At 69.9% G+C, this 22943-nt stretch carries 24 protein-coding genes; 16 read left to right on the forward strand and 8 right to left on the reverse strand.

Annotation, left to right across the window (positions count from 1 at the left end; translation table 11 throughout):
• From nadA to RUH65_RS09880, 4 genes are all read left to right on the forward strand, one after another.
• Window positions 1–216 (forward strand): quinolinate synthase NadA (nadA, locus tag RUH65_RS09865; RefSeq protein ID WP_313817228.1); only part of this gene is annotated, 216 nt, incomplete at its 5' end.
• Complete coding sequence (gene nadC, locus RUH65_RS09870; RefSeq protein WP_313817229.1) at window positions 213–1115, forward strand: carboxylating nicotinate-nucleotide diphosphorylase; 903 nt, start codon at window positions 213–215, stop codon at window positions 1113–1115. The genes nadA and nadC, both read left to right, overlap by 4 nt.
• Window positions 1112–2272: a cysteine desulfurase family protein gene (locus tag RUH65_RS09875; RefSeq protein WP_313817231.1), complete on the forward strand. Its 1161-nt coding sequence runs from the start codon at window positions 1112–1114 to the stop codon at window positions 2270–2272. Before nadC ends, RUH65_RS09875 begins: the two co-directional genes overlap by 4 nt.
• Before the next feature lie 53 nt (window positions 2273–2325).
• A complete protein-coding gene (locus RUH65_RS09880) occupies window positions 2326–2535 on the forward strand; it encodes a dodecin (protein ID WP_313817232.1) in 210 nt (69 codons plus the stop codon).
• Between the two features lie 102 nt (window positions 2536–2637).
• Here the strand turns inward: RUH65_RS09880 and RUH65_RS09885 are convergent, their stop codons facing one another.
• Both RUH65_RS09885 and RUH65_RS09890 read right to left on the reverse strand, forming a co-directional pair.
• Window positions 2638–3546 (reverse strand): virginiamycin B lyase, encoded by a 909-nt coding sequence (locus tag RUH65_RS09885; protein WP_313817233.1) that lies wholly within the window; start codon window positions 3544–3546, stop codon window positions 2638–2640.
• Window positions 3539–3859, reverse strand: a complete 321-nt coding sequence (locus tag RUH65_RS09890; protein WP_313817234.1) for a 4a-hydroxytetrahydrobiopterin dehydratase — start codon at window positions 3857–3859, stop codon at window positions 3539–3541. The genes RUH65_RS09885 and RUH65_RS09890 overlap by 8 nt, the downstream gene beginning before the upstream one ends.
• Before the next feature lie 169 nt (window positions 3860–4028).
• Here RUH65_RS09890 and RUH65_RS09895 point away from each other — a divergent pair, with 169 nt between their 5' ends.
• The 3 genes from RUH65_RS09895 (at window position 4029) to RUH65_RS09905 (ending at window position 5850) form a co-directional block, all read left to right on the forward strand.
• The gene (locus RUH65_RS09895) at window positions 4029–4604 is read left to right on the forward strand and encodes a 1-acyl-sn-glycerol-3-phosphate acyltransferase (protein WP_313817235.1); all 576 of its coding nucleotides are present in this window, start codon (window positions 4029–4031) and stop codon (window positions 4602–4604) included.
• Between the two features lie 105 nt (window positions 4605–4709).
• Entirely contained in the window at window positions 4710–5150 is a 441-nt protein-coding gene (gene arfB / locus RUH65_RS09900; protein WP_313817236.1) for an alternative ribosome rescue aminoacyl-tRNA hydrolase ArfB, read from the forward strand.
• Between the two features lie 46 nt (window positions 5151–5196).
• On the forward strand, window positions 5197–5850 hold the full coding sequence (locus tag RUH65_RS09905) for a M23 family metallopeptidase (protein ID WP_313817237.1): 654 nt from the start codon (window positions 5197–5199) through the stop codon (window positions 5848–5850).
• A gap of 84 nt (window positions 5851–5934) precedes the next feature.
• Here RUH65_RS09905 and RUH65_RS09910 read toward each other — a convergent pair whose 3' ends face one another.
• Window positions 5935–7590 carry an ABC-F family ATP-binding cassette domain-containing protein gene (locus RUH65_RS09910; RefSeq protein ID WP_313817238.1) on the reverse strand — a complete coding sequence of 552 codons (1656 nt, stop codon included), beginning with the start codon at window positions 7588–7590 and terminating at the stop codon, window positions 5935–5937.
• 86 nt (window positions 7591–7676) lie between these two features.
• Window positions 7677–8600 carry an NADP-dependent oxidoreductase gene (locus tag RUH65_RS09915; RefSeq protein WP_313817239.1) on the reverse strand — a complete coding sequence of 308 codons (924 nt, stop codon included), beginning with the start codon at window positions 8598–8600 and terminating at the stop codon, window positions 7677–7679.
• 282 nt (window positions 8601–8882) lie between these two features.
• Between RUH65_RS09915 and RUH65_RS09920 the strand changes: the two genes are divergently transcribed.
• Window positions 8883–9362 carry a GNAT family N-acetyltransferase gene (locus RUH65_RS09920; protein WP_313817240.1) on the forward strand — a complete coding sequence of 160 codons (480 nt, stop codon included), beginning with the start codon at window positions 8883–8885 and terminating at the stop codon, window positions 9360–9362.
• A gap of 71 nt (window positions 9363–9433) precedes the next feature.
• Here the strand turns inward: RUH65_RS09920 and ychF are convergent, their stop codons facing one another.
• Window positions 9434–10519, reverse strand: a complete 1086-nt coding sequence (gene ychF, locus RUH65_RS09925) for a redox-regulated ATPase YchF (RefSeq protein ID WP_313817241.1) — start codon at window positions 10517–10519, stop codon at window positions 9434–9436.
• A gap of 38 nt (window positions 10520–10557) precedes the next feature.
• On the opposite strand from ychF, the gene RUH65_RS09930 reads away from it, so the two are divergent.
• Window positions 10558–11121 carry a hypothetical protein gene (locus RUH65_RS09930; protein ID WP_313817242.1) on the forward strand — a complete coding sequence of 188 codons (564 nt, stop codon included), beginning with the start codon at window positions 10558–10560 and terminating at the stop codon, window positions 11119–11121.
• A 115-nt stretch (window positions 11122–11236) separates the two neighbouring features.
• Here the strand turns inward: RUH65_RS09930 and RUH65_RS09935 are convergent, their stop codons facing one another.
• Window positions 11237–12820 carry an amidase family protein gene (locus RUH65_RS09935; RefSeq protein ID WP_313817243.1) on the reverse strand — a complete coding sequence of 528 codons (1584 nt, stop codon included), beginning with the start codon at window positions 12818–12820 and terminating at the stop codon, window positions 11237–11239.
• A gap of 19 nt (window positions 12821–12839) precedes the next feature.
• Window positions 12840–13373 (reverse strand): O-acetyl-ADP-ribose deacetylase, encoded by a 534-nt coding sequence (locus RUH65_RS09940; RefSeq protein WP_313817244.1) that lies wholly within the window; start codon window positions 13371–13373, stop codon window positions 12840–12842.
• 144 nt (window positions 13374–13517) lie between these two features.
• Here RUH65_RS09940 and RUH65_RS09945 point away from each other — a divergent pair, with 144 nt between their 5' ends.
• Genes RUH65_RS09945 through RUH65_RS09960 form a run of 4 tightly spaced genes read left to right on the forward strand, consistent with a single transcriptional unit; the run spans window position 13518 to window position 17196 of the window.
• On the forward strand, window positions 13518–14516 hold the full coding sequence (locus tag RUH65_RS09945; RefSeq protein WP_313817245.1) for an ABC transporter ATP-binding protein: 999 nt from the start codon (window positions 13518–13520) through the stop codon (window positions 14514–14516).
• Window position 14517: 1 nt separating this feature from the next.
• Window positions 14518–15351 carry an ABC transporter permease gene (locus RUH65_RS09950; RefSeq protein WP_313817246.1) on the forward strand — a complete coding sequence of 278 codons (834 nt, stop codon included), beginning with the start codon at window positions 14518–14520 and terminating at the stop codon, window positions 15349–15351.
• A gap of 4 nt (window positions 15352–15355) precedes the next feature.
• Window positions 15356–16540, forward strand: a complete 1185-nt coding sequence (locus RUH65_RS09955) for a sensor histidine kinase (protein WP_313817247.1) — start codon at window positions 15356–15358, stop codon at window positions 16538–16540.
• Complete coding sequence (locus RUH65_RS09960; RefSeq protein WP_313817248.1) at window positions 16534–17196, forward strand: response regulator transcription factor; 663 nt, start codon at window positions 16534–16536, stop codon at window positions 17194–17196. The genes RUH65_RS09955 and RUH65_RS09960 overlap by 7 nt, the downstream gene beginning before the upstream one ends.
• A 44-nt stretch (window positions 17197–17240) precedes the next feature.
• Here the strand turns inward: RUH65_RS09960 and RUH65_RS09965 are convergent, their stop codons facing one another.
• Entirely contained in the window at window positions 17241–18893 is a 1653-nt protein-coding gene (locus RUH65_RS09965) for a DASS family sodium-coupled anion symporter (RefSeq protein ID WP_313817249.1), read from the reverse strand.
• A gap of 247 nt (window positions 18894–19140) precedes the next feature.
• Here RUH65_RS09965 and RUH65_RS09970 point away from each other — a divergent pair, with 247 nt between their 5' ends.
• The 3 genes from RUH65_RS09970 to RUH65_RS09980 all read left to right on the forward strand — a co-directional run.
• Entirely contained in the window at window positions 19141–20412 is a 1272-nt protein-coding gene (locus tag RUH65_RS09970; RefSeq protein WP_313817250.1) for a DNA recombination protein RmuC, read from the forward strand.
• A gap of 127 nt (window positions 20413–20539) precedes the next feature.
• Window positions 20540–21094 carry an NADPH-dependent FMN reductase gene (locus RUH65_RS09975; protein ID WP_313817251.1) on the forward strand — a complete coding sequence of 185 codons (555 nt, stop codon included), beginning with the start codon at window positions 20540–20542 and terminating at the stop codon, window positions 21092–21094.
• A gap of 301 nt (window positions 21095–21395) precedes the next feature.
• Window positions 21396–22943, forward strand: a 1548-nt coding sequence (locus RUH65_RS09980) for a DEAD/DEAH box helicase (protein WP_396179990.1), incomplete at its 3' end; no start/stop codon positions are given.

Genomic DNA, 22943 nt, shown 5'->3' on the forward strand with positions numbered 1-22943 from the left:
CAGTACCCGCAGCACACCATCTTCTGCCTGGACCCGGTGATCTGCCCGTGCTCCACCATGTACCGCATCCACCCCGGCTACCTCGCCTGGGCGCTGGAATCGCTGTTGAACGGGGAGGTCGTCAACCAGATCACCGTGTCCGAGGACGTGGCGGAGCCGGCACGCCTGGCCCTGGAGCGGATGCTGTCCGTGGTCCCGGCCGGAGCGGGCCGATGACCGGCCTCCGCCCCATCGAGGCCCTCGTCACCGCCGCCCTGGATGAGGACGCCCCGTGGGGTGACCTGACCTCCGAGGCGCTCGTCCCGGTGGATGCCACCCTCGACGCCCGGCTGGTGGCCCGGGAGCCGGGCGTGCTCAGCGGGGCTGCGGTGTTCACGGCGGCGTTCCGGCTCGTCGACCCGCAGATCCGGGTCCAGTTCCTGGCAGCCGACGGCGAGCACTTCGAGACCGGCGACGTGCTGGCCGAGGTCTCGGGCCCGGCGCGCGGGATCCTCCGGGCCGAACGGATCGGGCTGAACTTCGTCCAGCGCATGTCCGGCATCGCCACCCAGACCGCCGGCTTCGTGGCCGCCGCCACCGGTACCCGGGCACGGATCGTAGACACCCGGAAGACCACCCCCGGTCTGCGTCTCCTGGAACGCCAGGCCGTGCGCGACGGCGGCGGGCACAACCACCGCACGACGCTCTCCGACGCGGTGATGGTCAAGGACAATCATCTGGCGGCCGTGGTGGGGGCGGGATTGACCGTCACCGAGGCGTTGGTTCAGATGCGTGCCCGCCTTCCGCACACGGTCCACGTAGAGGTGGAGGTAGACCGTCTGGATCAGATTCCGGCCGTCCTCGCGGCTGGAGTGGACACCGTGATGCTGGACAATTTCACCCTCGAGGAGTTGCGTCAGGGGGTGGCCCTGATCGGCGGTGCGGCCCTCGTGGAGGCCAGCGGTGGGGTGAGCCTGGACACCGTGGCCGGGATCGCGGCCACCGGCGTGGATGTCATCTCCGTCGGCGCACTGACACACTCGGTCCGGTCCCTGGACCTGGGACTGGACGTCGCCCCGACCAGCGCGGCCGGACCCTCCCCTCGGGCCAGCCGGGAGCCGGTCACCACGCCATGATCTACGCAGACCACGCCGCCACGACTCCGGTGCGCCGGGAGGCCTTGGAGGCCATGTGGCCGTACCTGACGGACCGGTTCGGCAACCCCTCCAGCCATCACACCGCCGGGGAGTCCGCGGCGGCCGGCCTGGAGGATGCTCGCACGTCCATCGCCCAGGTCCTGGGGGTCCGGGCCGGTGACCTCGTTTTCACCGGCAGCGGGACGGAGGCGGACAACCTTGCCGTCAAGGGGATCGCCCTCGGCCGTCCTCGCGGGCGGCATCTCATCACCAGTCCACTCGAGCACGAGGCCGTCCTGGCCTCCGCCAACTACCTCGCCCGTCTGCATGGCTTCGAGGTCGACTACCTCACCCCCGATCGGGACGGCCTGGTGTCCGCCGTGGAGCTGGCCGGACTGATCCGCCCGGACACCACCCTGGTGTCCGTCCAGTACGCCAACAATGAGATCGGCACCGTCCAGCCCCTGGCCGACTTGGCGCAGGTGACCCGGGCCGCGGGGGTGCCCCTCCACACCGACGCCGTTCAGGCCGCCGGCGGGCTGCCCCTGGACGTGGCAACGCTCGGTGTCGATGCCCTGAGCCTGTCGGGTCACAAGGTCGGCGCGCCCCAGGGCATCGGCCTGCTCTGGGTCCGCGGGCGGTTCCCCCTCGAGCCGGTGCTGCACGGTGGTGGCCAGGAGCGGGGCCGGCGCAGCGGCACCCAGAACGTGCCCGGAGCCGTGGCCCTGGCCGCCGCCCTCACCGCCGCCGAAACTGAACGAGAGTCCGTCTCCACGCGGCTGACCGGGCTCCGTGTCCGGTTCACCTCCACCGTGCTGGGCCACGTGCCCGGCGCCCAGTTGACCGGTCCCGCGGAACGGCGCCTGCCGGCGTCGGCGTCCTTCGTCTTTGACGGGACTGGTGGCGAAGCCGTCCTGCTGGAGCTGGAACGCCGGGGCATCCTCTGCTCCTCGGGATCGGCGTGCGCGGCCGGTTCGGATGAGCCCTCCCACGTTCTGACGGCCCTGGGCCTGCCGGAAGATCTGGCCCGGACCGCCGTGCGGTTCACGTTCGGGCCCGAGACCACGGAGGCTGAAGCCGAGGGGGCCGCCCGGGCGGTGGTCGAGTCCGTGGCAGCCATCCGTCAGGCCTATCCGGCCGGGATGAGCCTCCCGTAGCGTGTCGCGCACCACGGGCCGCCCCGGCTCGGGAGCGATGAACGGAGAACACCATGGCCAACAACGTGTACAACGTGACCGAGCTCGTCGGGACCTCCCCCGATGGCATTGACGACGCCGTCACCAATGCCGTCACGGAGGCCGGCAAGACCCTGCGGAACCTCGATTGGTTCGAGGTCCAGTCGGTGCGTGGTCACCTGGCGGACGGCAAGGTGGCTGACTGGCAGGTCACCGTCAAGATCGGTTTCCGTCACGAGGGCTGACGCCGGGGACTCCACCAGGAAAGGCCGCACCGTGAAGGCTGTACAGGCGTGCGTCGCCGGTCCGGCGGCATAGCCTTCCGTCGCGTCCAGCGGCGTGCCTGACTAGGGCCGCACCTCGGCCACGAGCCCTGCCTCCAACGCGACCCACACGGTACCGTCCGCCGCCACAGCCAGCCCGTGCGGTTCACTTCCCGGCGTGGGCAGGTCGATCAGGTTCATCGCGCCGTCCTCAGCGATGTGTCCGAGCTGGGTGGAGCCCCAGAGGGTGAACCAGCAACCACCCGCCGGGTCCGATTCAACGGCGTGGGGCTTGCTGGAGCGGTCTGGCAGCGGGAACTCCGTGATGGTCCCCTGCCGGTCCATGCGGCCGATCTGACCCGCGATGATCTCCGCAAACCACACGGCGCCGTCCCTCGCCACCGTGATGCCCACGGGACCGGCAGCGTCAGTGGGCAGGTCGATGATCTCGACGGCATCTCCGCCGGACGGGAGCCGACCGATGGCATTGCCCTGGTTGAGGGTGAACACGATGCCGGCCCCGGACGACGCGATCATCGATGGCATCCCGCCGGCAGGTCCCGACGGGATCTCGGTGACGGTGCCGTCGGCATGAAGGCAACCGATCGAGTCGGCCTGCATCTCGGTGAACCAGACATCCCCCGTGATCGCGGCGGCGACGCCGAACGGGCCGGCGTCGGGCGTGGGCACCGAGACCGCCCTCCGGACGCCCTCTGGACCAATCTGTACGAGACGGCCGTCCGCAGTGTCAGTCACCCAGACAGAGTCGTTGGAGGCCGTGGCGCAGAGGGCCGGTCGAGCCGCCTCCCCCAGTGGGATCCTGCCGATGGCGCCGTCCACCGTGCGCCGCAGGACGGCGTGTCCGGATATCAGGGTGATCCAGACTGCACCATCGCCGGTGACCGCAACGTCGTAGGGCGCGTCCCCGGTACCGGTGATGCGGTGTTCGACGATGGTCGGTGACCGGGCCGTCCGTTGGGACCGTTCAGTCATGGTCCGGTGTGGCCGTGACGCCCAGTTCCGCGGCGTGAACGCTGATGATGCGCGCGAGGTCGATGTCCCGGCTGGTGATGCCGCCGACGTCATGGCTGGACAGCGTCACGTCCACCTCGGGATAGGTGAGGGTGAGGTCCGGATGGTGGTCGGCGTCCTCCGCGGAGGCACCGATGCGGTTCACGAATTCCAGGCCGGTGGTGAATCTCTTGGTGGCGAACCGCGCCGTGAGGGTCTCCTCCACCTGGTGCCAGCCCGTGAGGCCTGCGTCGGAGATCTCGGACGGGGTCAGCTTCTGCTTCGGATCACTCATGGACCCATCCTGCCGCCGGCCCAGGTTGAGATCCACCTCTGGCGGGTCATCGGCCGGTGGTCGGCCGGGGCACTGGCGGCAGAGGCAGCGGCAGCGGCAGCGGCAGCGGCAGCGCCAGCCTGGCGTCTCGGTGGCCGCCGCACCGGGAGGAGTGCTCTACCGTGGTGGGATGCTCCAACGCTTCACCGCCCGTGCGTTCTGGACGTTCAGCCGCTGGAAGCTGGCCTCCGAGCCCGCGCCGGACCGACCCACCATCCTCATCGGCGCGCCGCACACCTCCAACTGGGATTTCGCGTTCATGCTCGCCATCGCCTGGCAGTTGGGCATCGAGGTGCGCTGGCTCGGGAAGAAGAGCCTGTTCCACGGCTGGCGTGGCCCGATCATGCGGCGCCTCGGCGGCATTCCCGTGGACCGCGCGGATCCCGGCCGCGTCGTCTCCGAGGTGGTCGGTCGGGTGCGGTCCGGTGAGGTCTTCGGTCTGGTGGTGACTCCGGACGGCACCCGCGGTGCACACGCGCACTGGAAGTCCGGTTTCCATCGCATCGCCCTCGAGACGGGAATGCCGGTGACACTCGGATTCGTGGATCGCACCACGAGGACCACCGGCCTCGGCCCGACCTTCGAGCTGACCGGAGACATCGGCACCGACATGGACCGCATCCGCATCTTCTACGCGGACAAGGCGGGTTTCCACCCCGGCCTGCGCGTCGAACCGCGGCTGCGCGAGGAAGACACGACCGCCTGACCACCAGGATGCGGTCTGGCCGGACCTCGCCGGACCTCGCCGCGACTCTTCCCATGTGTCCCCCCATGGGCAGCGCCCACGGCCTCGATCCGGCACACTCGTGGTGTGGACGATCTGCATGTGCCTCCCGGCCCCGGCGCGCCCCGCGGCCTCAGGGTGCCGGCGGGAGAGCTGCTCGAGCAGTTTTCCCATGCCTCCGGCCCCGGCGGGCAGGGTGTCAATACCACCGACTCCCGGGTGCAGCTCAGCCTGGACCTGGCCACGACGACGGCCCTGAACGAGGCCCAGCGCGAACGTGCCCTTGACCGGCTCGCCGGGAAGCTCGCGGGCACCGTCCTCACCATCAGCGCAGCGGAACACCGGTCGCAGCGGCGCAACCGCACGGCAGCACGGCAACGCCTCGCGGCCCTGCTGCGCGAGGCCCTGCTGCCGGCGATCACAAGGAAGCCGACCCGGCCCACCCGAGGCTCACAGCGGCGCCGGATCGAGGCCAAACGCCAGCGCGCGGAGACGAAGCGTCACCGCAGACGTCCCGACCGCGATTGATCACTCACGCTGGTTGAGGAATCCACCCCTGAACAGGAGCAGCCTGATGACCACGCCCCTCGATCTCGAGTACCCGTTCACCGGCCGGTGGCTGGTCCAGAACAGCCCGGCGAATCGGGTGCCGAGCCACGGAACCTCGCGGTTCGGCCTCTCCCACGCGATCGATTTCGTCCCGGTGGACGACGCCGGCCGGTCAGCCCCGTACACGCTCACCTCCTTCCTGCGACCGGAACCGGCGGCGCTCTTCCCGGGGTTCGGCCGGCCGCTGACGGCCCCGATCGAGGGCGTCGTGGTCGGCGTGCACGGCGACGAGCCGGACCACCAGGCCCACCGAGGCCTTCCCTCGGTCGGCTACGCGATGACCCAGCGGCGGCGACTGGCGGCCGGGTGGTGGGGGTTGAGCGGCAACCATGTGCTCATCGAGACCCGGAGTGCCGACGGCCGCGTGGCCGTCGTCGTGCTCTGCCATCTCCAGCAGGGCAGTCCCGTGGTCAGGCCAGGACAGTCCGTCCGGCGGGGAGAGGCCGTCGGACGGTGTGGGAACTCCGGGAACAGCACCGAACCACACGTGCACGTCCATGCCGTGGATCGACGGGATGCCAGTGGGGACATCAGCCGGGATATCAGCCAGGCCAGGGCCGTACCGATCTCGTTCCGTGGCAGTCTCCCGCGCAACGGTGAGATCGTGGACGCGGGCTGACCACGGCCGCGCAGCTCGTGGTGCAGATGCAGTTCGAGGCCACCTCCTGAACACGGCTCTGAGGAGCGCGCTCGGGCTAGCGGGTCAGAGTTCGGTGACCCGGCCGGCGTCCACATCCCACCGTCGGTCGGTCCGGACCGTGGAAAGCATCCGCCGGTCGTGCGTGACCAGCAGCAGCGCCCCCTCGTAGGACTCGAGGGCCTGTTCGAGCTGCTCGATGGCCTCCAGGTCCAGATGGTTCGTCGGCTCATCGAGGACCAGCAGGTTGACCCCGCGCGCCTGGAGCAAGGCCAGCCCGGCACGCGTGCGCTCCCCGGGTGAGAGATCGTCCACCGGGCGGTTCACGTGCTCGGCCCGCAACCCGAACTTGGCCAGGAGCGTTCGCACCTCCGCGGCAGACTGGTCCGGGACGAGCGCCTCGAAGGTGGTGGCGAGCGGCTGGGTTCCGGTCAGCAGTGACCGGGCCTGATCGATCTCCCCGATCCGCACATTCGCCCCCAGGCTCGCGGAACCTTCCGCCGGGAGCTGATGGCCGAGCAGTCCGCGCAGCAGCGTCGACTTCCCGGCGCCGTTCGGCCCGGTGATGCCGATGCGCTCCCCCGCATTCACTTGAAGCGAGACCGGCCCGAGCCTGAAGGTCCCCTGCCGGAACACCGCCGCACTGAGCGTCGAGACCACGGAACTGGATCGAGGCGCCGCACCGATGGTGAACTCGAGCCGCCACTCCTTGCGCGGTTCCGCCACCTCTTCGAGCCGTGCGATCCGGCTCTCCATCTGCCGCACCTTCTGGGCCTGCTTCTCGCTGGATTCGGTGGAGGCCTTGCGCCGGATCTTGTCATTGTCCGGTGCCTTCCGCATCGCGTTGCGTACGCCCTGGCTCGACCACTCGCGCTGCGTCCTGGCGCGGGCGACGAGATCAGCCTTCTGGCCGGCGAACTCCTCATACTGCTCCCGCAGGTGCCGGCGAAGGGTCGCGCGTTCCTCCAGGTACGAGTCGTAGCCGCCGCCGTACACGCGGTTCGAGTTCTGTGCCAGATCGAGTTCGAGCACCCTCGTCACGCTGCGGGCGAGGAACTCGCGGTCGTGACTGACCAGGACCACACCGCCGCGGAGGCCGCGTACGAAGTCCTCGAGCCGTTCCAGTCCGTCCAGGTCCAGGTCGTTGGTGGGCTCGTCCAGCAGCACGATGTCGAAGCGGGACAGCAACAGGGCGGCCAGGCCGACGCGGGCCGCCTGGCCTCCAGACAAAGAGGTCATCAGTGCTTGCTCGGCCGGGGTGTCGCCGAGGTCGAGTCCGAGATCGCCCAGCACCACGGGAAGCCGCTCGTCCAGGTCTGCCGCGCCGCTGGCCAGCCCGCGGTCCAGCGCCGATGAGTACGTCTCCGCAGCCGCCTCGGCGGCTGCCGGGTCTGCGAGGGCCTCGGCCGCCGCGTCCATCTGGCGGGTCGCCTCGGCGCATCCGGTACGACGGGCGATGTAGTCGGCAACGGTCTCGCCGACTACCCGCTCATGCTCCTGGGGCAGCCACCCGACGAAGGCGTCGGCCGGGGCCAAGGCCACGGTTCCCGCCTGCGGCTGGTGCACGCCGGCGAGCAGCTTCAGCAGCGTCGACTTTCCGGCCCCGTTCGCGCCCACCACCCCGACCACGTCACCGGGGGCGACGGTCAGGTCCAGCGCGTCGAAGAGCGTGCGGTGGCCGTAGCCGCCGGCCAATCCCGTGGCCACCAGTGTTGCGGTCATCCATGACTCCTTTGTGGGGTGGCGGCTGCCGAGCGGCCACGACGGCAACGCCACCTCCAGTGTCCCCCACCTGCGGTGGGCGACGTTCAGTCCTGGACGCGAATGACGATCTTGCCCTGGGCCTCGCCCTCGCGGCTGAGGCGGTAGGCCTCGGGCAGCTGTTCCAGGGGCAGGGTCCGGTCGATGTCCACCGTGAGATCTCCTGCCTGCACCAGGCTCAAGAGTTCGCCCAGGCCGGCTCCGTCAGGCCGGACCCACAGCCACCGTCCGCCGTGCTCCAGGACGGCCGGATCGGCGATCGAGACGTGCCGGCCGCCGTCGTTCAAGACCGCGAGGGTGCTCTCCAGCACCTCGCCGGCGAAGTCAGCGACGGCGTCCACGCCGTTCGGGGCGGCGTCCCGCACGCGATCGACCAGCCCGTCGCCGTAGTCGAGCGGAGTGACCCCGATGCGGCGGAGCTTCTCGAAGTTCTCGGGTGAGCTGGTGCCCAGCACCGTCGCGCCGGTGCGGACGGCCAGCTGGGAGGCCAGGTAGCCGACGCCACCGGAGGCCGCGTGCAGCAGGACGGTGTCCTGCTCCGTGACCTCCAGGGCGTCGATGGCGCGCCGGGCGGTCAGTCCCGTCAGCGGCAGGGCTCCGGCGACGTCATCGGCGACGCCCTCCGGGATCCGGGCCGCGAACTCCACCGGGATCGTCACGAACTCCGCACTGGTCCCACCCTCGTTGACCATCTTGCGGGCATAGGCTGCCACGCGGTCTCCGACGGAGAACTCCGGGGTGTCCGGGCCGACTTGCTCCACGGTCCCGGCGACGTCCCACCCGGGGATGGCCGGGAACTTCGTCTCCAGCATCGCGTCCAGGCCGCCGGACATGACCTTCCAATCCACCGGGTTCACCGAGGAACGCGTCACGCGCACCAGGAGCTGGCTCGGGCCGACAGTGGGCTGGGGAAGCTCGGTCAGTTCCAGGACGTTCTCGTCGCCGTACTTCGCATAGGTCATTGCTTTCATGCCCGGTGCAACAGCCGCAGCCCGCGGGTGTATTCCGGGACGTGCCGCGAGTCACCGCTCACCACCGTTCCTCAGTGCTGTGCATGCGGGCGGTGCCCAGGTCGTCCAGATGGGAGTGCCGGTGAGTTCACCATGCTCGAACGAGGAGCTACACAGTCACTAGCTGGCGCATGACGTTGAACCGGAGCTCTAACGAGTTCCGGTACGGAGCAACCTCTCAGCAGTCGGCAGGAGCCAACCTCCTGACCGGGTACACCTGGTACACGAACAGGAGATACGCCCATGTACGCTCTCGACATGCTGATGTTCTCGCGCGCCGACTTCGCTGATCCTGCGTTGACAACGTTCCTCCAGGCGCACCTTGACGACGTGGAGCCGACCGCTCCACCGGACAGCCGGCACGCGCTCGACCTCCGCGCACTACAGGCCCCGGGCATGCGGTTGTGGGTTGGCCACTCCCACAGTCGACTCGTCGCCACCGGTGCACTCGCCATCGTCGGCGAACGCCACGAGGAAGTGAAAAGCATGCGCACCGATCCGACGTACCGGGGCACCGGCATCGGATCGGCGATGGTGCGCCAGTTGCTGCAGGACGCGCGGTCGCGCGACGTTGAGCGGGTGTCGCTTGAGACCGGGAGCATGGGCTTTTTCGCTGCCGCGCGGGCACTCTATGCGAAGCACGGCTTCACTCCGTGCGCGCCCTTCGGCGGCTATGTCGATGACCCGAACAGCGTCTACCTGAGTCTGAAGCTCGAGGCCTGACCGAGAGTCTGGTCAGCTGTAGCGAAGACCGGGATCAGTGAGAACCTTGTCGAAATAGAACCGGGACGCGGCTAGACGTTAAACCGGAACTCCACCACGTCCCCGTCCTGCATCACGTACTCCTTGCCCTCCATGCGCACCTTGCCGGCAGCCTTGGCCTCGGACATCGAACCCGCGGCCACCAGGTCGTCGAAGGAGACGATCTCGGCCTTGATGAACCCACGTTCGAAGTCGGTGTGGATCACGCCGGCCGCCTTCGGCGCGGTGTCACCCTTACGGATGGTCCAGGCGCGGGCCTCCTTGGGTCCGGCCGTGAGGTAAGTCTGCAGGCCCAGGGTGTGGAAACCGGTGCGGGCGAGCTGGTCCAAGCCGGATTCTTCCTGCCCGTTCATCTCCAGCATCTCGCGGGCCTCCTCCTCGTCCAACTCCACGAGGTCGGACTCGAGCTTGGCGTCCAGGAATACGGCATCGGCCGGTGCCACCAGGTCGCGCAGCTCCTGCTGCTTCGCGGCGTCACCCAGCACGCCGTCGTCGGCGTTGAAGACGTAGATGAACGGCTTGGCCGTCAACAGGCTGACCTCCCGGAGGCGGTCCATGTCCAGCTTCTCGGAGTCGATCGCCGAGTAGATGGTGTCCCCGCGCTCGAGCACGGTCTGGGCGGCCTGCAGGGCCTCGAGCTCGGCCGCCTCACGCTTCTTGCCCTTGACTTCCTTCTCGACGCGCGGGATCGCCTTCTCGAGGGTCTGCAGGTCCGCGAGGATCAGCTCGGTGTTGATGGTCTCCATGTCCGAGGCCGGGTTGATCTTCCCGTCCACATGGATGACGTCCGGATCATCGAAGGCGCGGACGACCTGGGCGATCGCGTCAGACTCCCGGATGTTCGCCAGGAACTGGTTGCCCAGCCCCTCCCCCTCGGAGGCGCCCTTGACGATGCCCGCGATGTCCACGAAGGAGACGGTGGCCGGCAGGATCTTCTGCGAGCCGAAGATGCCCGCGAGGGTGTCCAGGCGTTCGTCCGGGAGATTCACCACCCCGACGTTGGGTTCAATCGTCGCGAACGGGTAGTTCGCTGCGAGAACGGTCTGGCGGGTGAGTGCGTTGAAGAGCGTGGACTTGCCAACATTGGGCAGGCCGACGATTCCGATAGAGAGAGCCACGGTTGTCCATGGTACCGGTGACCGATAGCGTCGAGAGCGTGACTGACCAACCAGAACAGACCACCAACCCCACCACCGACCCCGCGGGCGTCCCTGACCCCGCGGTGAACGGAGACAACGTGGACGGCGGAAACACCGCCGACTCGACGACGGACCCGAACCTGGTCGCCGCCGGAACCCCGCTACCCGAGGGTCAGCCCCAGCCGCCCTCCGAGCGCATCTCCCCCCTCGTCTTCCTGGCCATCGAGCAAGCACTCGAGTTCGCCTCCGAGGGATCTGATGCCGTGGCGCCGTTCCTACTCGGCTATATCGACGAGGAGCAAAAGGGCATGTGGAAGCTGCCCGGTGCCGACGAAGACCAGATGCGGTCGCAGATCGCCCAGCTGGAACCCCGTCCCGAGATGGCCGTGTCCGTGTTCGATGCCCGCCTGGAGGTGGAAGGCCAGCCGCACGACGCCTTCGTGCTCGAGGCCTTCGACAACGCCGAGGGCGTCTCCGCCACCGTCATCCAGCTGTACTCCCCGGCCGATGCCGCCGGTGGGGCCGAGGCCGTCGGCGCCCCGCAGCTGTTCTCCAACGGCGAGAACCTCCTGCGCTCCTGACCCCGCCTGAGCGTCGCCACCGCGTGAGTCGTCAGTTGACGCCGAATAGACGATCAATCGGCACACCAACTGACGACTCACGGGCGGGCCTCGGTGACGGAGGAACCTCAGACCCTCAGATCGCCGGGGCCCGGTCTGCGTAGCGCGTGGCCTCGTCGTAGGCTCGGGCCACGCGCAGCAGATCCACGTCACCGCCGGGGGCACCCACCAGCTGCAGGCCCACCGGCAACCCCGCCGCCGTGAATCCGCCGGGTACCGAGATGGCCGGGCAGCCGGTCGCCGAGATCAACGTCGCCGAGCGCATCCAGTCGACGTAGGACCCCATCGTCACCCCGGCCACCTCGCGCGGCCACGCCCATGCGGCCGGGAACGGGACGAGTTGCGAGGTGGGCGCAAGCAGCACGTCGAACGCGCCGGCCCCGGTGGAACCTGTCGCACCGCCCCCGACCGCCTCACCGGCTGTGGCGCCGGCGCTTCCGGCCGTTCCGAAGAAGCGCGCGACCTCGCGGTCCAGCCGGCCCCGCGCGATGGCCACGTCCATCAGGTCCGCCGAGGTCAGCGCCAGCCCGCGCTCCACGTTCCAGATGACCTCCTCCTTCACCTGGTCCGGGAACTTCGCCACCACGTCCCGCAGTGCGAGCGCCATGTCGAAGGCCCGGGTCGCGTCGAAGACCGGGTCCGCCTCGCGTAGCCGCGGGCACGCCTCCTCCACGGTCGCGCCGAGCTCGGCGAACATCATGGCCTGTTCCCGCACGACGGCGGCCACCTCGCCTTCCACGGGCACACCCAGCCCGAAGTCGGTGGTCACCGCCACTCGAACCCCGGCCAGCGGCCGGTCCGGTGTCGCCTGACCTCGCGTGCCGCGGCCTCCAGTCCTCCCGTCTCCGAGCCGGCCAGTTCCCGCCCGCCCTGCTCCGACCTGACCCACGGATTCGGTGAGGAGCGCGGCGAAGTCTCCGGCCGGCGCCGGGCACGACGCCGGGTTCCGATCGTCCGGGCCGGCGATGACGGAGAGGGCGAGGATCACGTCCTCCACGGAGCGTGCCATGGCACCCTTCTGGCCGAGCCAGGCGCGAGGGTCCCGAGCGGGGACGCTGGGCACCACACCATGCGAGGCGCGGAAGCCCACGACGTTGTTGAAGGCGGCAGGATTGCGCAGCGAACCGCCCATGTCCGAGCCATCGGCCAGAGGCTGGATGCGCGTGGCCAGGGTGACGGCGGCCCCTCCCGAGGAGCCGCCGGCGCTGCGACTCAGATCGTAGGGATTGAGCGTGGTCCCGAACACCGTGTTGTACGTGTGGGAGCCCGCGGCGAACTCCGGGACGTTGTTCTTGCCGGTGGAGATCACTCCGGCGTGCTGGAACCGCTCGACCACCAGGTCACTCTCCTGGGGCACGAGGTCGGCGAAGATCGGGGAACCGGAGGTGGTGCGGATGCCCGCCGTGGCGTGGGTGTCCTTGTGCGTCATCGGAACCCCGTGCAGTGGCGGCAGATCCTCCGGGGCCGTGGCGGCGGCTCGGTCATCGGCGGCGAGCGCCTGTTCATAGGCGTCCTCCCGGACCTGAGTCACCACCACGTTGACGCGTGGATTGACCTCGTCGATCCGGGCGAAGTGGTCATCCAGCACCTCCCGGGCGGAGACCCGGCGGTGACGCAGGGCGGCGGACAGATCACGGGCAGACAGGCTCAAGGGCTCCATCCCGGAATCCTATCTGCGGTCACCGGCCGTCCAGGGCCTCAGCGAAGGCCAGTTCTGCCGTGTCGGAGAATGGGACGAAGACGACCGAGGTGACCGGCCCGGCGTCGGGGCCGACCTCCGCGGCCATCTCGCGGCAGGTCTGCACGGCGATGCGGGCGGCGTCGTCCATCGGCCAGCCGTAGACGCCGGCGGAGATCGCCGGGAAGGCCACGCTGCGGGCTCCGAGCCGGGCGGCCACGCGCAGGGATTCCCGGTAGCACGAGGCCAGCGTCTCGGAGTGGTCGATCGTCTTCGCGTACACCGGTCCCACCGTGTGGATGACCCAGCGGGCACTCAGCCGCCCCGCCGTGGTCGCGATGGCCTGACCGGCGGGCAAACCGTCCGGCAGCTCCTGCTCGCGAAGCAGCCTGCACTCGGTGAGGATCTCCGGACCGCCGCGGCGGTGGATGGCCCCGTCCACGCCCCCGCCGCCGAGCAGGGTGGAGTTCGCGGCATTGACGATCGCGTCCACGGACTGCCCCGTGATGTCCCCGGGTTCGATGCGCAGTTCCATGCCCCCGATGGTGACACGTCCCGTCGGTGCGCCGCGAGGGGCTCCGGACCCGATGCTCCCCCGCACCCACCCATGACGGATGTCATGGGGCATCGGTGACGCTCGGCAGATCCGTTGCGGAGACCAGATCCTCAGACTGGAGGCATGAACACCACAGCCCCCAGCACCGTCCCGGGACCCGTCCCGCGGCCCACCCAGCGTTCCCCCGCTGGCAGTGCCGAGACCGCCGGGGCCGGCACGGCCCTCCACGCCACCGGCGTCCACCGTCAGTTCGGCAGCGGAACCGGCGCCGTCCGCGCCGTCAACGGTGTGGACCTGCAGATCGATCGCGGCGAGATCGTGGCCCTGCTCGGTCCCAACGGGGCCGGCAAGACCACCTTCCTCGACCTGGTCCTCGGTTTCACCGCTCCGACCTCCGGTGCCCTCACGGTCCTGGGGATGCCCCCGAAGCAGGCGGTGCTCGAGGGCCGGGTCGGCGCCGTGCTCCAGACCGGTGGCCTGTTGAGCGACCTGACGGTCCGGGAGACCGTGTCCATGGTGGCCGCCTGCCAGCCTTTCCACATCCCGGTCGGGGCCGCCCTCGAGCGGGCCGGCGCGGCACAGATCGCCGGCCGCAAAGTCCGCAAGTGCTCCGGCGGCGAGCAGCAGCGCCTGCGCTTCGCCCTCGCCCTGCTGACCGAACCCGACCTGCTGCTTCTGGATGAGCCCACCGCCGGCATGGACGTCCGGGCCCGCAAGGAGTTCTGGGAGACCATGCAGACCGAGGCCGAACGCGGCCGCACGGTGGTCTTCGCCACCCACTTCCTCCAAGAGGCCTCGGACTTCGCCGACCGGATCGTGCTGATGCGCGCCGGCCGCAAGGTGGTGGACGGCCCCGTGGACGAGGTGCTCGACACGGGCCACCGCACGGTCTCCTGCGTGTGGGACGGCCCCGGCACCCCCGAGGAGGCCGCCGTGAAGCTGGGACTTCCCGACGCCGTCGCGCACCAGAACGGCCGGGTGCGGTTCACCGCAGAGGACACGGACCGGCTCGCCGGCTTCCTGCTCTCCACGGGGCTGGCCCACGACCTCACCATCGCGGCCGCCTCACTGGACGAGGTCTTCCTCGACCTCACCTCCGACGACGCCACGGAAGGAAACTGACATGAGCACCACCGTCTCCCCCCGGATTCACCAGAGCCAGCACGGCCGGAGGAGGTCCCGACTGCGGATCATCACCGCCTTCGCCGGCTGGGAGTTCCTCCGCAACGCCCGGATGGTGGAGTCCACCTTCTTCATCGTGGTCCTGCCCACCGTGCTCTACCTCATGTTCGGCGCCCTGTCCGCCTTCGGAGAGGACCCGGTCGGCAACGGCACCATCGCCACCTACAACATGACGGCCATGACGGTCTACGGCGCCACGATGGCGACGAGCGCGATCGCCGGATCAGCCGCCCTGGAACGCCAGCAGGGGTGGGGCCGGCAGCTGGGCCTGACCGGGCTGACCAGCACCGGCTACATGCTCGGCAAGGTCCTGGTGGCCCTGGGCATCGCCCTGATGCCCATCGTGGTGGTCTTCACCGTCGGCTCCCTGACGGGTGCGGCCTTCGACGAGGCGTGGATGTGGCCGGCCTCCGGTGCCCTGGGCCTGCTCGGGGCCATCCCGTTCGCGCTCTACGGGCTCGCGGCGGCCCTGCTGTTCCGCTCGGAGGCGGCCGTCTCGGCGGCGTCCGGCATTCTCGTGGTGCTCGCGTTCTTCGGCAACCTGTTCATGCCGCTGTCCGGCACCCTGCTGGAGATCGCCCGCTTCACACCCGTCTACGGCATCGCCGCCCTGGCGCGGTGGCCCCAGCTGGAAGGATCGGTCGTCAGCATGGAAGACGGCGGCGCCCCGATCAGCGACCCGTTGTGGGCCATCGTGCTAAACGTAGTGGCATGGACCGTCCTTTTCGCCGCGATCTGCCTGGTCGCCTCCCGCCGTTCCACCCGGCGGAGTTGACCTGATGCCCCGCGGGGCTCAGGACGTTCCCGAGGAGCCCGCCGGCCGGATCGCCGTCCAGCCAGTGGGCCCTTTCGGAGCCGGCGAATGGCCTGAGGTCCCTTTGAAGGCCGATGAACGGGCTCCCGTCCTTATCACGGCCGGGGTCTGGCTGGTCTTCCTGGTGGTGCCGCTGGTGGCCATGGTCACCGGAGACGCGCCGCTCGGGACGAAAGTGCTCGGCTGCGCCGGCCTGGCGGCCTTCGTCGCCGTCTACATGGGGCATTTCATCTGGCCCTGGCCATGGCGCACCCTGCCGCACTGGGTGAACACCGCTGCAGTCACCGCCGTGCTGCTCCTCTGCGTCCTCGCCACGATCCCGGCGGGTGGGCTCAACTCCTTCAATTTCCTGCCGTTCACGCTGGCCATCTGGATCTTCCCGCACCGGCTCCGGGTCGGTCTCCCGGTCTCCGTGGCCCTGTCGGTGGCCTGGGTCGTGGTGGCCCTCAGTGTGGACGCCGGGGGCAGCCGCTTCTGGTTGGTCGTCCCGACTGTCATGGCCCTGGTGATCATGCTCGCGCTGCGCCTGGCCATGGAACGCGAGGAAAGCTCCCGTGTCCTCGGGGAGGAGCTGGCCCTCTCCCGCCAGCGCGAACGGGTCGGCCGGGACGTGCACGATGTCCTGGGGCACTCCCTCACCGTCATCACCCTGAAGACGGAACTGGCCCGCCGGCTGGTGGACGTCGATCCGGAGCAGGCGAAGGCCGAGCTCGACGAGGTCCTCGAATTGTCCCGGCAATCCCTGGCCGAGGTCCGCACCACCGTCGGTGGCCTGCACGTCCCCGATCTGGGCGCCCAGCTCGCCTCCGCCCGTACCGCCCTGCAGGCCGCCGGCATCGCGTTCGACCTGCCGGAGGCCTCCTCCGTCGCCGGCTTCCGTCCCGAACGGCGCGAGCTCTTCGCGTGGTGCCTCCGGGAAGCCATCACCAACGTCATCCGCCACTCCGGAGCCGCACACTGCACCGTCACCATCACCGCGGACCGGCTCACCGTGGCCGACGACGGCACGGGGCTGAGCGAGTCGGCCTCGCCCGGCAACGGCCTCAGCGGCATGCGTCATCGGGTCACGACGGCCGGCGGAACCCTGTCCCTGGGCCGGATGGTGCAGGATGAGATTCGGCCGGGGACGACCCTGGAGGTGCAATGGTGAGAATCGACGACGGGACCGAACGTCCCGACCAGGCCGCGGCCGGCGTCGGGCGCATCCGCTTGTTGCTGGCCGACGACCAGGCGTTGGTCCGCGGGGCCCTGGCCGCGCTGCTGGCCATGGAGCCCGACCTCGAGGTGGTGGCGCAGGTGGGCGACGGCACCACCGTGGCGGCCACCGTGGCGGCGCTGCGCGTGGATGTGGCCCTGTTGGACATCGACATGCCGGGGCTGGACGGGATCGAGGCTGCCCGGGCCATCGCCGCCGGCGGGACGGGATGCCGCTCGCTGATCGTCACCACGTTCGGACGGCCGGGCTACCTGCGGCGCGCCATGGAGGCTGGGGCCAGTGGTTTCGTGGTGAAGGACACCCCGGCCGAACAGCTGGCCCAGGCGGTGCGCTCTGTGCACGCCGGACGGCGGGCCGTGGACCCGTCACTGGCGGAGGAGACGCTGGTCTCCGGATCGAATCCGCTGACCGAACGCGAACGGGACGTGCTGCGCGCCGCGCTGAACGGTGCCAGCGTGCGGCAGATCGCCGCCACCCTGTTCCTCTCCCCCGGCACCGTGCGCAACCATCTGTCCTCGGCCATCGGCAAGACCCACACCACCAACCGGACCGAGGCAGGCGTCGCGGCACGGGACAACGGCTGGCTGTAGACCGGCTGGCTGGAGGACGGCTGCCTGTTGATGGCGGCCGAGGGTCAGAACACCAGGCCGAACGCCCACACGCCGAGGGTCATGGTGACCAGGGTGATCAGAACGATGCCGATCAGGTTCAGGTACACCCCGCCCTTGACCATCTGACCGATGGTCACGTATCCGGAGCCGAAGGCGATGGCGTTCGGGGGCGTGGCCACCGGAAGCATGAAGGCACAGGTGGCGGCCAGGGCCACCGGGATGCACAGCAGCAGCGGGTCGACGCCGACACCCATGGCCACTCCGCCGGCCACGGGCAGGAAGGTCGCCGCCGTGGCGGTGTTCGAGGTCAGCTCCGTCAGGAAGAGGATCGCCGTGGCCATGATGGCCACGAGCAGCCAGACGGGAATGCCGGAGAGTCCGGCGACCTGCTCACCGATCCAGTCCGCGAGCCCCGATCCGCTGAACTGGGCGGACAGCGCCAGCCCGCCGCCGAACAGCAGCAGCACGCCCCACGGCAGCTTGACCGCGGACTCCCAGTCCAGGAGTCGGACACCCCGGGCGGCGCCGGCCGGCAGCAGGAACAGCAGCACTCCGGCGACCATCGCGATGCCCGCATCGCTGATGAGGTCCTCGAACAGCAGCGGAATGGTGATCCAGGAGGCGGCGGCCAGGACGAAGATCGCCAGGACCCGGATCTCGCCGGAGGACATCCGGCCCAGCTTGGACAGTTCGTTGGTGATGAGCTCGCGGCCTCCCGGAATCTCCTTGATCTCGGCCTTGAACAGCACGCGCGTCAGCAGGAACCACACGATGACCATCATCACGATGGACAGCGGCACGCCGACGAGCATCCACTGCCCAAAGCCGATGGTCACCCCGTGGGACTCGGCCATGTAGCCGGCGAGCAGGGCATTCGGCGGCGTACCGATCAGGGTGCCGAGGGAGCCCACGGAGGCGGCATAGGCGATGCCGAGCATCAGGGCCGTGCCGAAGTTGGACTTGATGACGGCGTCCTTGACCTCTCCGGAGGTCGGATCGGAGGACTCCTCCACGGTGTTGGACTTGTCCGCGGCCACCACCAGGGTCAGCACGGAGACGCCGATCGGGATCATCATCACCGCGGTGGCGGTGTTGGACACCCACATCGAGAGGAAGCCCGTGGCGATCATGAAGCCGCCCACCACGCCGCCGGGCCTGGTGCCCATGGCCCGCACCGTCACCAGGGCGATCCGCCGGTGCAGGTCCCAGCGCTGCATGGCCAGCGCGATCATGAAGCCGCCCATGAACAGGAAGATGATGTTGTTCCCGTAGGAGGCCCCCACATCGTCCACGCCGATGTCCTCCCCGAACACCGGGAACAGGATGAGCGGCAGCAGGGCGGTCGCCGGGATCGGGATGGCCTCGGTCATCCACCACACCGCCATCAGCACCGCGACGGCGGCCGTCAGCCGCGCGTTGTGCTCCACGTCCGCGGGCATCGCCAGGAACACGACGGCGGCCAGCACCAGTCCCGCACCGAAGCCGACCCACCGCCGCAGGTTCAGGTTCCGCTCGTCCGCCGGAGCCTTCTCCCCGGGCGACCTGTGATCGGCGGGATCGGTGTGCTGGGCGGAGGGTCCCCGGCCGGCCGGTTCTGTCGATGCCGCCGGTTCTCTCGGTTCTCTCGGGGCCGGGTCTGTGGTCCCCGAGCGTGCCGGTCCCGTGGTGTCGGACATGGTGGACCGTCCTTTCATGGCCTGGTCAGACTGTCGGTGATCAGCACCACAGTACGGGCGGCCTCATCGGGAAATCGATGGTTGACCTGCGCCGCAACCGTGTCCTTCTCGGACTCTTCTGGTGCTCTCCTGGTGCTCACCTGGTGCTCTTCGCAGGCAATCCTTCCGTCCGGGCGATCACCGCCTCCGTTCCGGCTCCGCGGCGGTGCGCCCCTAACGTGTCCGTGGCCTTTGGCAGTCTGGGGGCATGGAGACTTCAGCAGTGGTGTTGGTGGCCGTGGTGTGCGTGGTGGCGGGCCTGGTCGTGGGTGCGGTGGCCGGCGGGTGGCTGGTCTGGACGCGGCTGCGCGGGACGTGGGAGGAGTCCGCGCGGGGGGCCAGGGACGAGGCCCAGGCGGCACGGGCCGAGCTGTCCGAGGTCCAGGCCGCGCTGGCGGCGGCCGAGGCGGAGAGCCGGGTCCTGGCCGCCGAACGGGCGGCGGACCGGGACCGTTCGGCCGCCGAGGCCACGGTGCTGACCGCACTCGCCCCCGTGGGCCAGCGGCTGGAGACCCTGCAACGGCAGGTCGGCATGCTGGAGCGGGACCGTGTGGAGCAGTACGGGCAGCTCTCCGAGCAGCTCAAGACCGCAGCCGCTACGGACTCGGCCCTGCTGGTCAACACGAGGACCTTGGTCGCCACCCTGAAGTCGACCTCCGCGCGGGGGCACTGGGGTGAGGTGCAGTTGCGCCGGGTGGTGGAGGCCGCCGGGATGCTGCCCCACACCGACTTCTCCGAACAGGAGGTGCTGCGCGGGGACGAGGACCAGGTCCTCCGGCCCGACCTCGTGGTGCGGCTCCCCGGCGGGAAATCGCTCGCCGTGGACGCGAAGGCTCCACTGGCAGCCGTCCTCGAGGCCGAGGAATTGGCCGGCGACTCGACCACCGAAGCTGCCAGCCGGCGCCAGGAGCTGTGCCGGGCCCACGCCAAGGCCGTCCGCGCCCACGTGGACGCGCTCTCCGCCAAGGGGTACTGGCAGGGATTGGAGGACTCGCCGGAACTGGTGGTCTGCTTCCTGCCCGCCGAGTCCTTCCTGGCCGCGGCGCTCGAGGCCGATCCCGGCCTGCTGGACCACGCCTTCTCGAAGAACGTGGCCCTGGTGGCACCGGTTTCCCTGTTGACCGCCCTGAAGTCGGTCGCCTACTCCTGGCGCCAGGAGACGTTGACCGAGAACGCCCGGGAACTCTTCGCGGTCTCCCGGCAGCTCTACCAGCGCCTCGGAACCCTCGGGGGGCATGTCACCAAACTGGGAAGCTCGCTGAAGTCGGCGGTGGAGAAGTACAACGCCCTGGTCGGCACGCTCGAGACCCGCGTACTGCCCTCGGCCCGGCGCATCGGCGAGCTGAACCCGTCCAGCGTGGAGGTCATGCCCTCCGCCCCTCCCCTGGAGTCCACACCCCGGGTCCTGTCCGCGGCGGAACTGCTGGAGGAACCGGGCCTGCCGGCGGATCTGCCCGTGGATCTCCGGCGGCAGGCATGACGGAGGTCACACCGGGAAGTCGGCGCCCGTCGGAATAGGGCAGAGCCCCTCCCTGTTGTCCATGGGTGGCTAGTTGAAATTTCAACGTCTTCTCGTCCACGCCCTGATCCTGTCTGAAAGGACACCCATGCGCATCGGCTACATCGTCGGCTCCCTCGCCCAGAATTCCATCAACCGTCGCCTGGCCAAGGCCCTCTCGGCGCTGGCCCCCGAGGGCGTGGAGTTCTTCGAGGTCTCCATCAGCGAGTTGCCCCTGTACAACTCGGACTTCGACGCCGACTACCCGGCCGCGGCCCTGGACTTCAAGGAGTCCGTCTCCACGGCCGATGGCATCCTGTTCCTCACCCCGGAGTACTCGCGCTCCGTCTCCGCCGCCCTGAAGAACGCCATCGAGTGGGGCGCCCGCCCCTGGGGCCAGGCCGTCTGGGGCGGCGTCCCCGCCGCCGTCATCGGCACCTCTCCGGGCAGCACCGGGACCGCCATGGCCCAGCAGCACCTGCGCAGCATCCTGTCCCACCTGGACATGAAGACCATGGGCCAGCCGGAGACCTTCATCCAGTCCCGCGAGGGCGCCCTCGCCGAGACCGGCGAGGTCCAGGACGCCACGCTCCTGCCGGTACTGCAGGGCTTCGTGGACGCCCTCGTCGCGCACGTGGAGGCCAACGCCCGCGTCACCGTCTGACCCGGCCCCCTCCCCGAGGCATCGCGCGCAGCGTCTCACGCTGCACCTGACGCCCCGCCCGCGAGCCCCTCGACCCGAGCGCCAGGGTCGAGGGGCTCGTTCGCTGTCGCGGCGTCGAACCTCCCGCTCACCACGGCCGATGCCGGGATCGCACCGGCCATGCCGTAGACTGTCCGGTAGCCAGCCGGTCAGGACCCTTCCTTGCCGGTGCCGGCCAGCACCGCGTTGAGTGGCTCTTGTGATGCCGCAGCCGCCAGTGCCAGGGCCGGGTCTTTCTTCCACCCGGACGGATTCCTTTTTCGTGACTTCTCTTCAGCCTGCCGCCGTTTCCGGCGGTTCTTCCACCCTGCCCACGTCATCCGACTCGGAATTCGCCGAGCTCGGGGTGCCCGCCGGCCTGGCCGCCGCGCTGGCTCCGCAGGGCATCGTCTCCCCCACGCCGATCCAGAAGGCCACCCTTCCGGACTCGCTCACCGGCCGTGACGTGCTCGGCCGCGGCCGGACCGGTTCCGGCAAGTCCTACGCCTTCCTGCTGCCGCTGGCCTCCCGCCTGACCGATGGCCGCCACGCTGCCGCCCGTCGGCCGCGGTCACTCGTGCTGGCCCCCACCCGCGAGTTGGCCCTCCAGCTCGAGGAGTCCTTCAAGCCGCTCTCCGCGGCCAGCGGCCTGTCCTCGCTGACGATCTTCGGCGGCGTCGGGCAGAACCCGCAGGTCAAGGCGCTGGCGCGCGGTGTGGACGTCCTCGTGGCCTGCCCTGGCCGCCTGCTGGATCTCATGGGCCAGGGCCACGTGGACCTGTCCGGCGTGGAGATCCTCATCATCGACGAGGCCGACCACATGGCGGACATGGGCTTCCTGCCGATGGTCCGCCGCATCCTGGACAAGGTGCCCACCCCGGCTCAGAAGATGCTCTTCTCCGCCACCCTGGACGAGGGCGTCGGCGTGCTCGTCAAGAAGTACCTCAAGAACCCGGTGGTGCACGAGGCCGACTCGGCCGTCTCCCCGGTGGCGAAGATGGACCACCACGTGGTGTCCGTGGACGGGGACGACAAGCTGTCCGCCCTGGCCCACCTGTGCGCCGCACCGGGCCGGACGATCGTGTTCACCCGCACCAAGTACGGTGCCAAGAAGGCCGCCAAGCAGTTGCGCCAGCGCGGGGTCTCGGCCCTGGAACTGCACGGCAACCTGTCCCAGAACGCCCGCACCCGGAACCTGGATGCCTTCCACAACGGCATCGCCGGCACCCTGGTCGCCACGGACATCGCCGCCCGCGGCATCCACGTGGACGACGTCTCCCTGGTGATCCACTCCGATCCGCCCACCGAGCACAAGGCGTACCTGCACCGCTCCGGCCGCACCGCCCGCGCGGGCCAGGCCGGCACCGTGGTGACCCTGGCCGGTCGCGATCAGCGCAATGAGGTCCGCACCCTGATGCGCGCCGCGAAGATCACCCCGACGGTCCACGCCGACGGCGCCGACGACTCCCTGCTGGAGACGCTGGCTCCCGGTGAGCGCTCGTTCCTGGAGGCCGCTGAACTCGAGAAGCTCCTCGCCGTCTCCACGCCCAGCACCCAGCAGCCCGGCCAGAACGGCGGCGGTGGTGGCCGCAGCAGCGGCGGTGGCCGTTCCGGCGGTCGCAATGGTTCTCGCGGAGGCCGCAACGGTGGCCGCGCCGGCGGCCAGGACGGTCAGCGCGGGGGTCAGCACGACGCCGGCCGGTCCCGCGGCGCCGCCGCGTCCGGTGAGCGTTCGGAACGCTCCCGCAACGAGCGCCCCTCCCAGGATCGCAACGGCGGCGGCCAGGGCGGTCGCGGAAGCGGCCGGCCGGGCAACCCCCGCGCGGGCTCC

The organism is Citricoccus sp. (assembly GCF_032154715.1).
Taxonomy (GTDB): domain Bacteria; phylum Actinomycetota; class Actinomycetes; order Actinomycetales; family Micrococcaceae; genus Citricoccus.

What these genes read in the sequence shown, in the direction of transcription:
- nadC (WP_313817229.1), top strand. Translation starts at nt 213, where the DNA reads ATGACCGGCCTCCGCCCCATCGAGGCCCTCGTCACCGCCGCCCTGGAT.
- RUH65_RS09875 (WP_313817231.1), top strand. Translation starts at nt 1,112, where the DNA reads ATGATCTACGCAGACCACGCCGCCACGACTCCGGTGCGCCGGGAGGCC.
- RUH65_RS09880 (WP_313817232.1), top strand. Translation starts at nt 2,326, where the DNA reads ATGGCCAACAACGTGTACAACGTGACCGAGCTCGTCGGGACCTCCCCC.
- RUH65_RS09885 (WP_313817233.1), bottom strand. Translation starts at nt 3,546, where the DNA reads ATGACTGAACGGTCCCAACGGACGGCCCGGTCACCGACCATCGTCGAA.
- RUH65_RS09890 (WP_313817234.1), bottom strand. Translation starts at nt 3,859, where the DNA reads ATGAGTGATCCGAAGCAGAAGCTGACCCCGTCCGAGATCTCCGACGCA.
- RUH65_RS09895 (WP_313817235.1), top strand. Translation starts at nt 4,029, where the DNA reads ATGCTCCAACGCTTCACCGCCCGTGCGTTCTGGACGTTCAGCCGCTGG.
- RUH65_RS09905 (WP_313817237.1), top strand. Translation starts at nt 5,197, where the DNA reads ATGACCACGCCCCTCGATCTCGAGTACCCGTTCACCGGCCGGTGGCTG.
- RUH65_RS09910 (WP_313817238.1), bottom strand. Translation starts at nt 7,590, where the DNA reads ATGACCGCAACACTGGTGGCCACGGGATTGGCCGGCGGCTACGGCCAC.
- RUH65_RS09915 (WP_313817239.1), bottom strand. Translation starts at nt 8,600, where the DNA reads ATGAAAGCAATGACCTATGCGAAGTACGGCGACGAGAACGTCCTGGAA.
- RUH65_RS09920 (WP_313817240.1), top strand. Translation starts at nt 8,883, where the DNA reads ATGTACGCTCTCGACATGCTGATGTTCTCGCGCGCCGACTTCGCTGAT.
- RUH65_RS09935 (WP_313817243.1), bottom strand. Translation starts at nt 12,820, where the DNA reads ATGGAGCCCTTGAGCCTGTCTGCCCGTGATCTGTCCGCCGCCCTGCGT.
- RUH65_RS09940 (WP_313817244.1), bottom strand. Translation starts at nt 13,373, where the DNA reads ATGGAACTGCGCATCGAACCCGGGGACATCACGGGGCAGTCCGTGGAC.
- RUH65_RS09945 (WP_313817245.1), top strand. Translation starts at nt 13,518, where the DNA reads ATGAACACCACAGCCCCCAGCACCGTCCCGGGACCCGTCCCGCGGCCC.
- RUH65_RS09950 (WP_313817246.1), top strand. Translation starts at nt 14,518, where the DNA reads ATGAGCACCACCGTCTCCCCCCGGATTCACCAGAGCCAGCACGGCCGG.
- RUH65_RS09955 (WP_313817247.1), top strand. Translation starts at nt 15,356, where the DNA reads ATGCCCCGCGGGGCTCAGGACGTTCCCGAGGAGCCCGCCGGCCGGATC.
- RUH65_RS09960 (WP_313817248.1), top strand. Translation starts at nt 16,534, where the DNA reads ATGGTGAGAATCGACGACGGGACCGAACGTCCCGACCAGGCCGCGGCC.
- RUH65_RS09965 (WP_313817249.1), bottom strand. Translation starts at nt 18,893, where the DNA reads ATGTCCGACACCACGGGACCGGCACGCTCGGGGACCACAGACCCGGCC.
- RUH65_RS09970 (WP_313817250.1), top strand. Translation starts at nt 19,141, where the DNA reads ATGGAGACTTCAGCAGTGGTGTTGGTGGCCGTGGTGTGCGTGGTGGCG.
- RUH65_RS09975 (WP_313817251.1), top strand. Translation starts at nt 20,540, where the DNA reads ATGCGCATCGGCTACATCGTCGGCTCCCTCGCCCAGAATTCCATCAAC.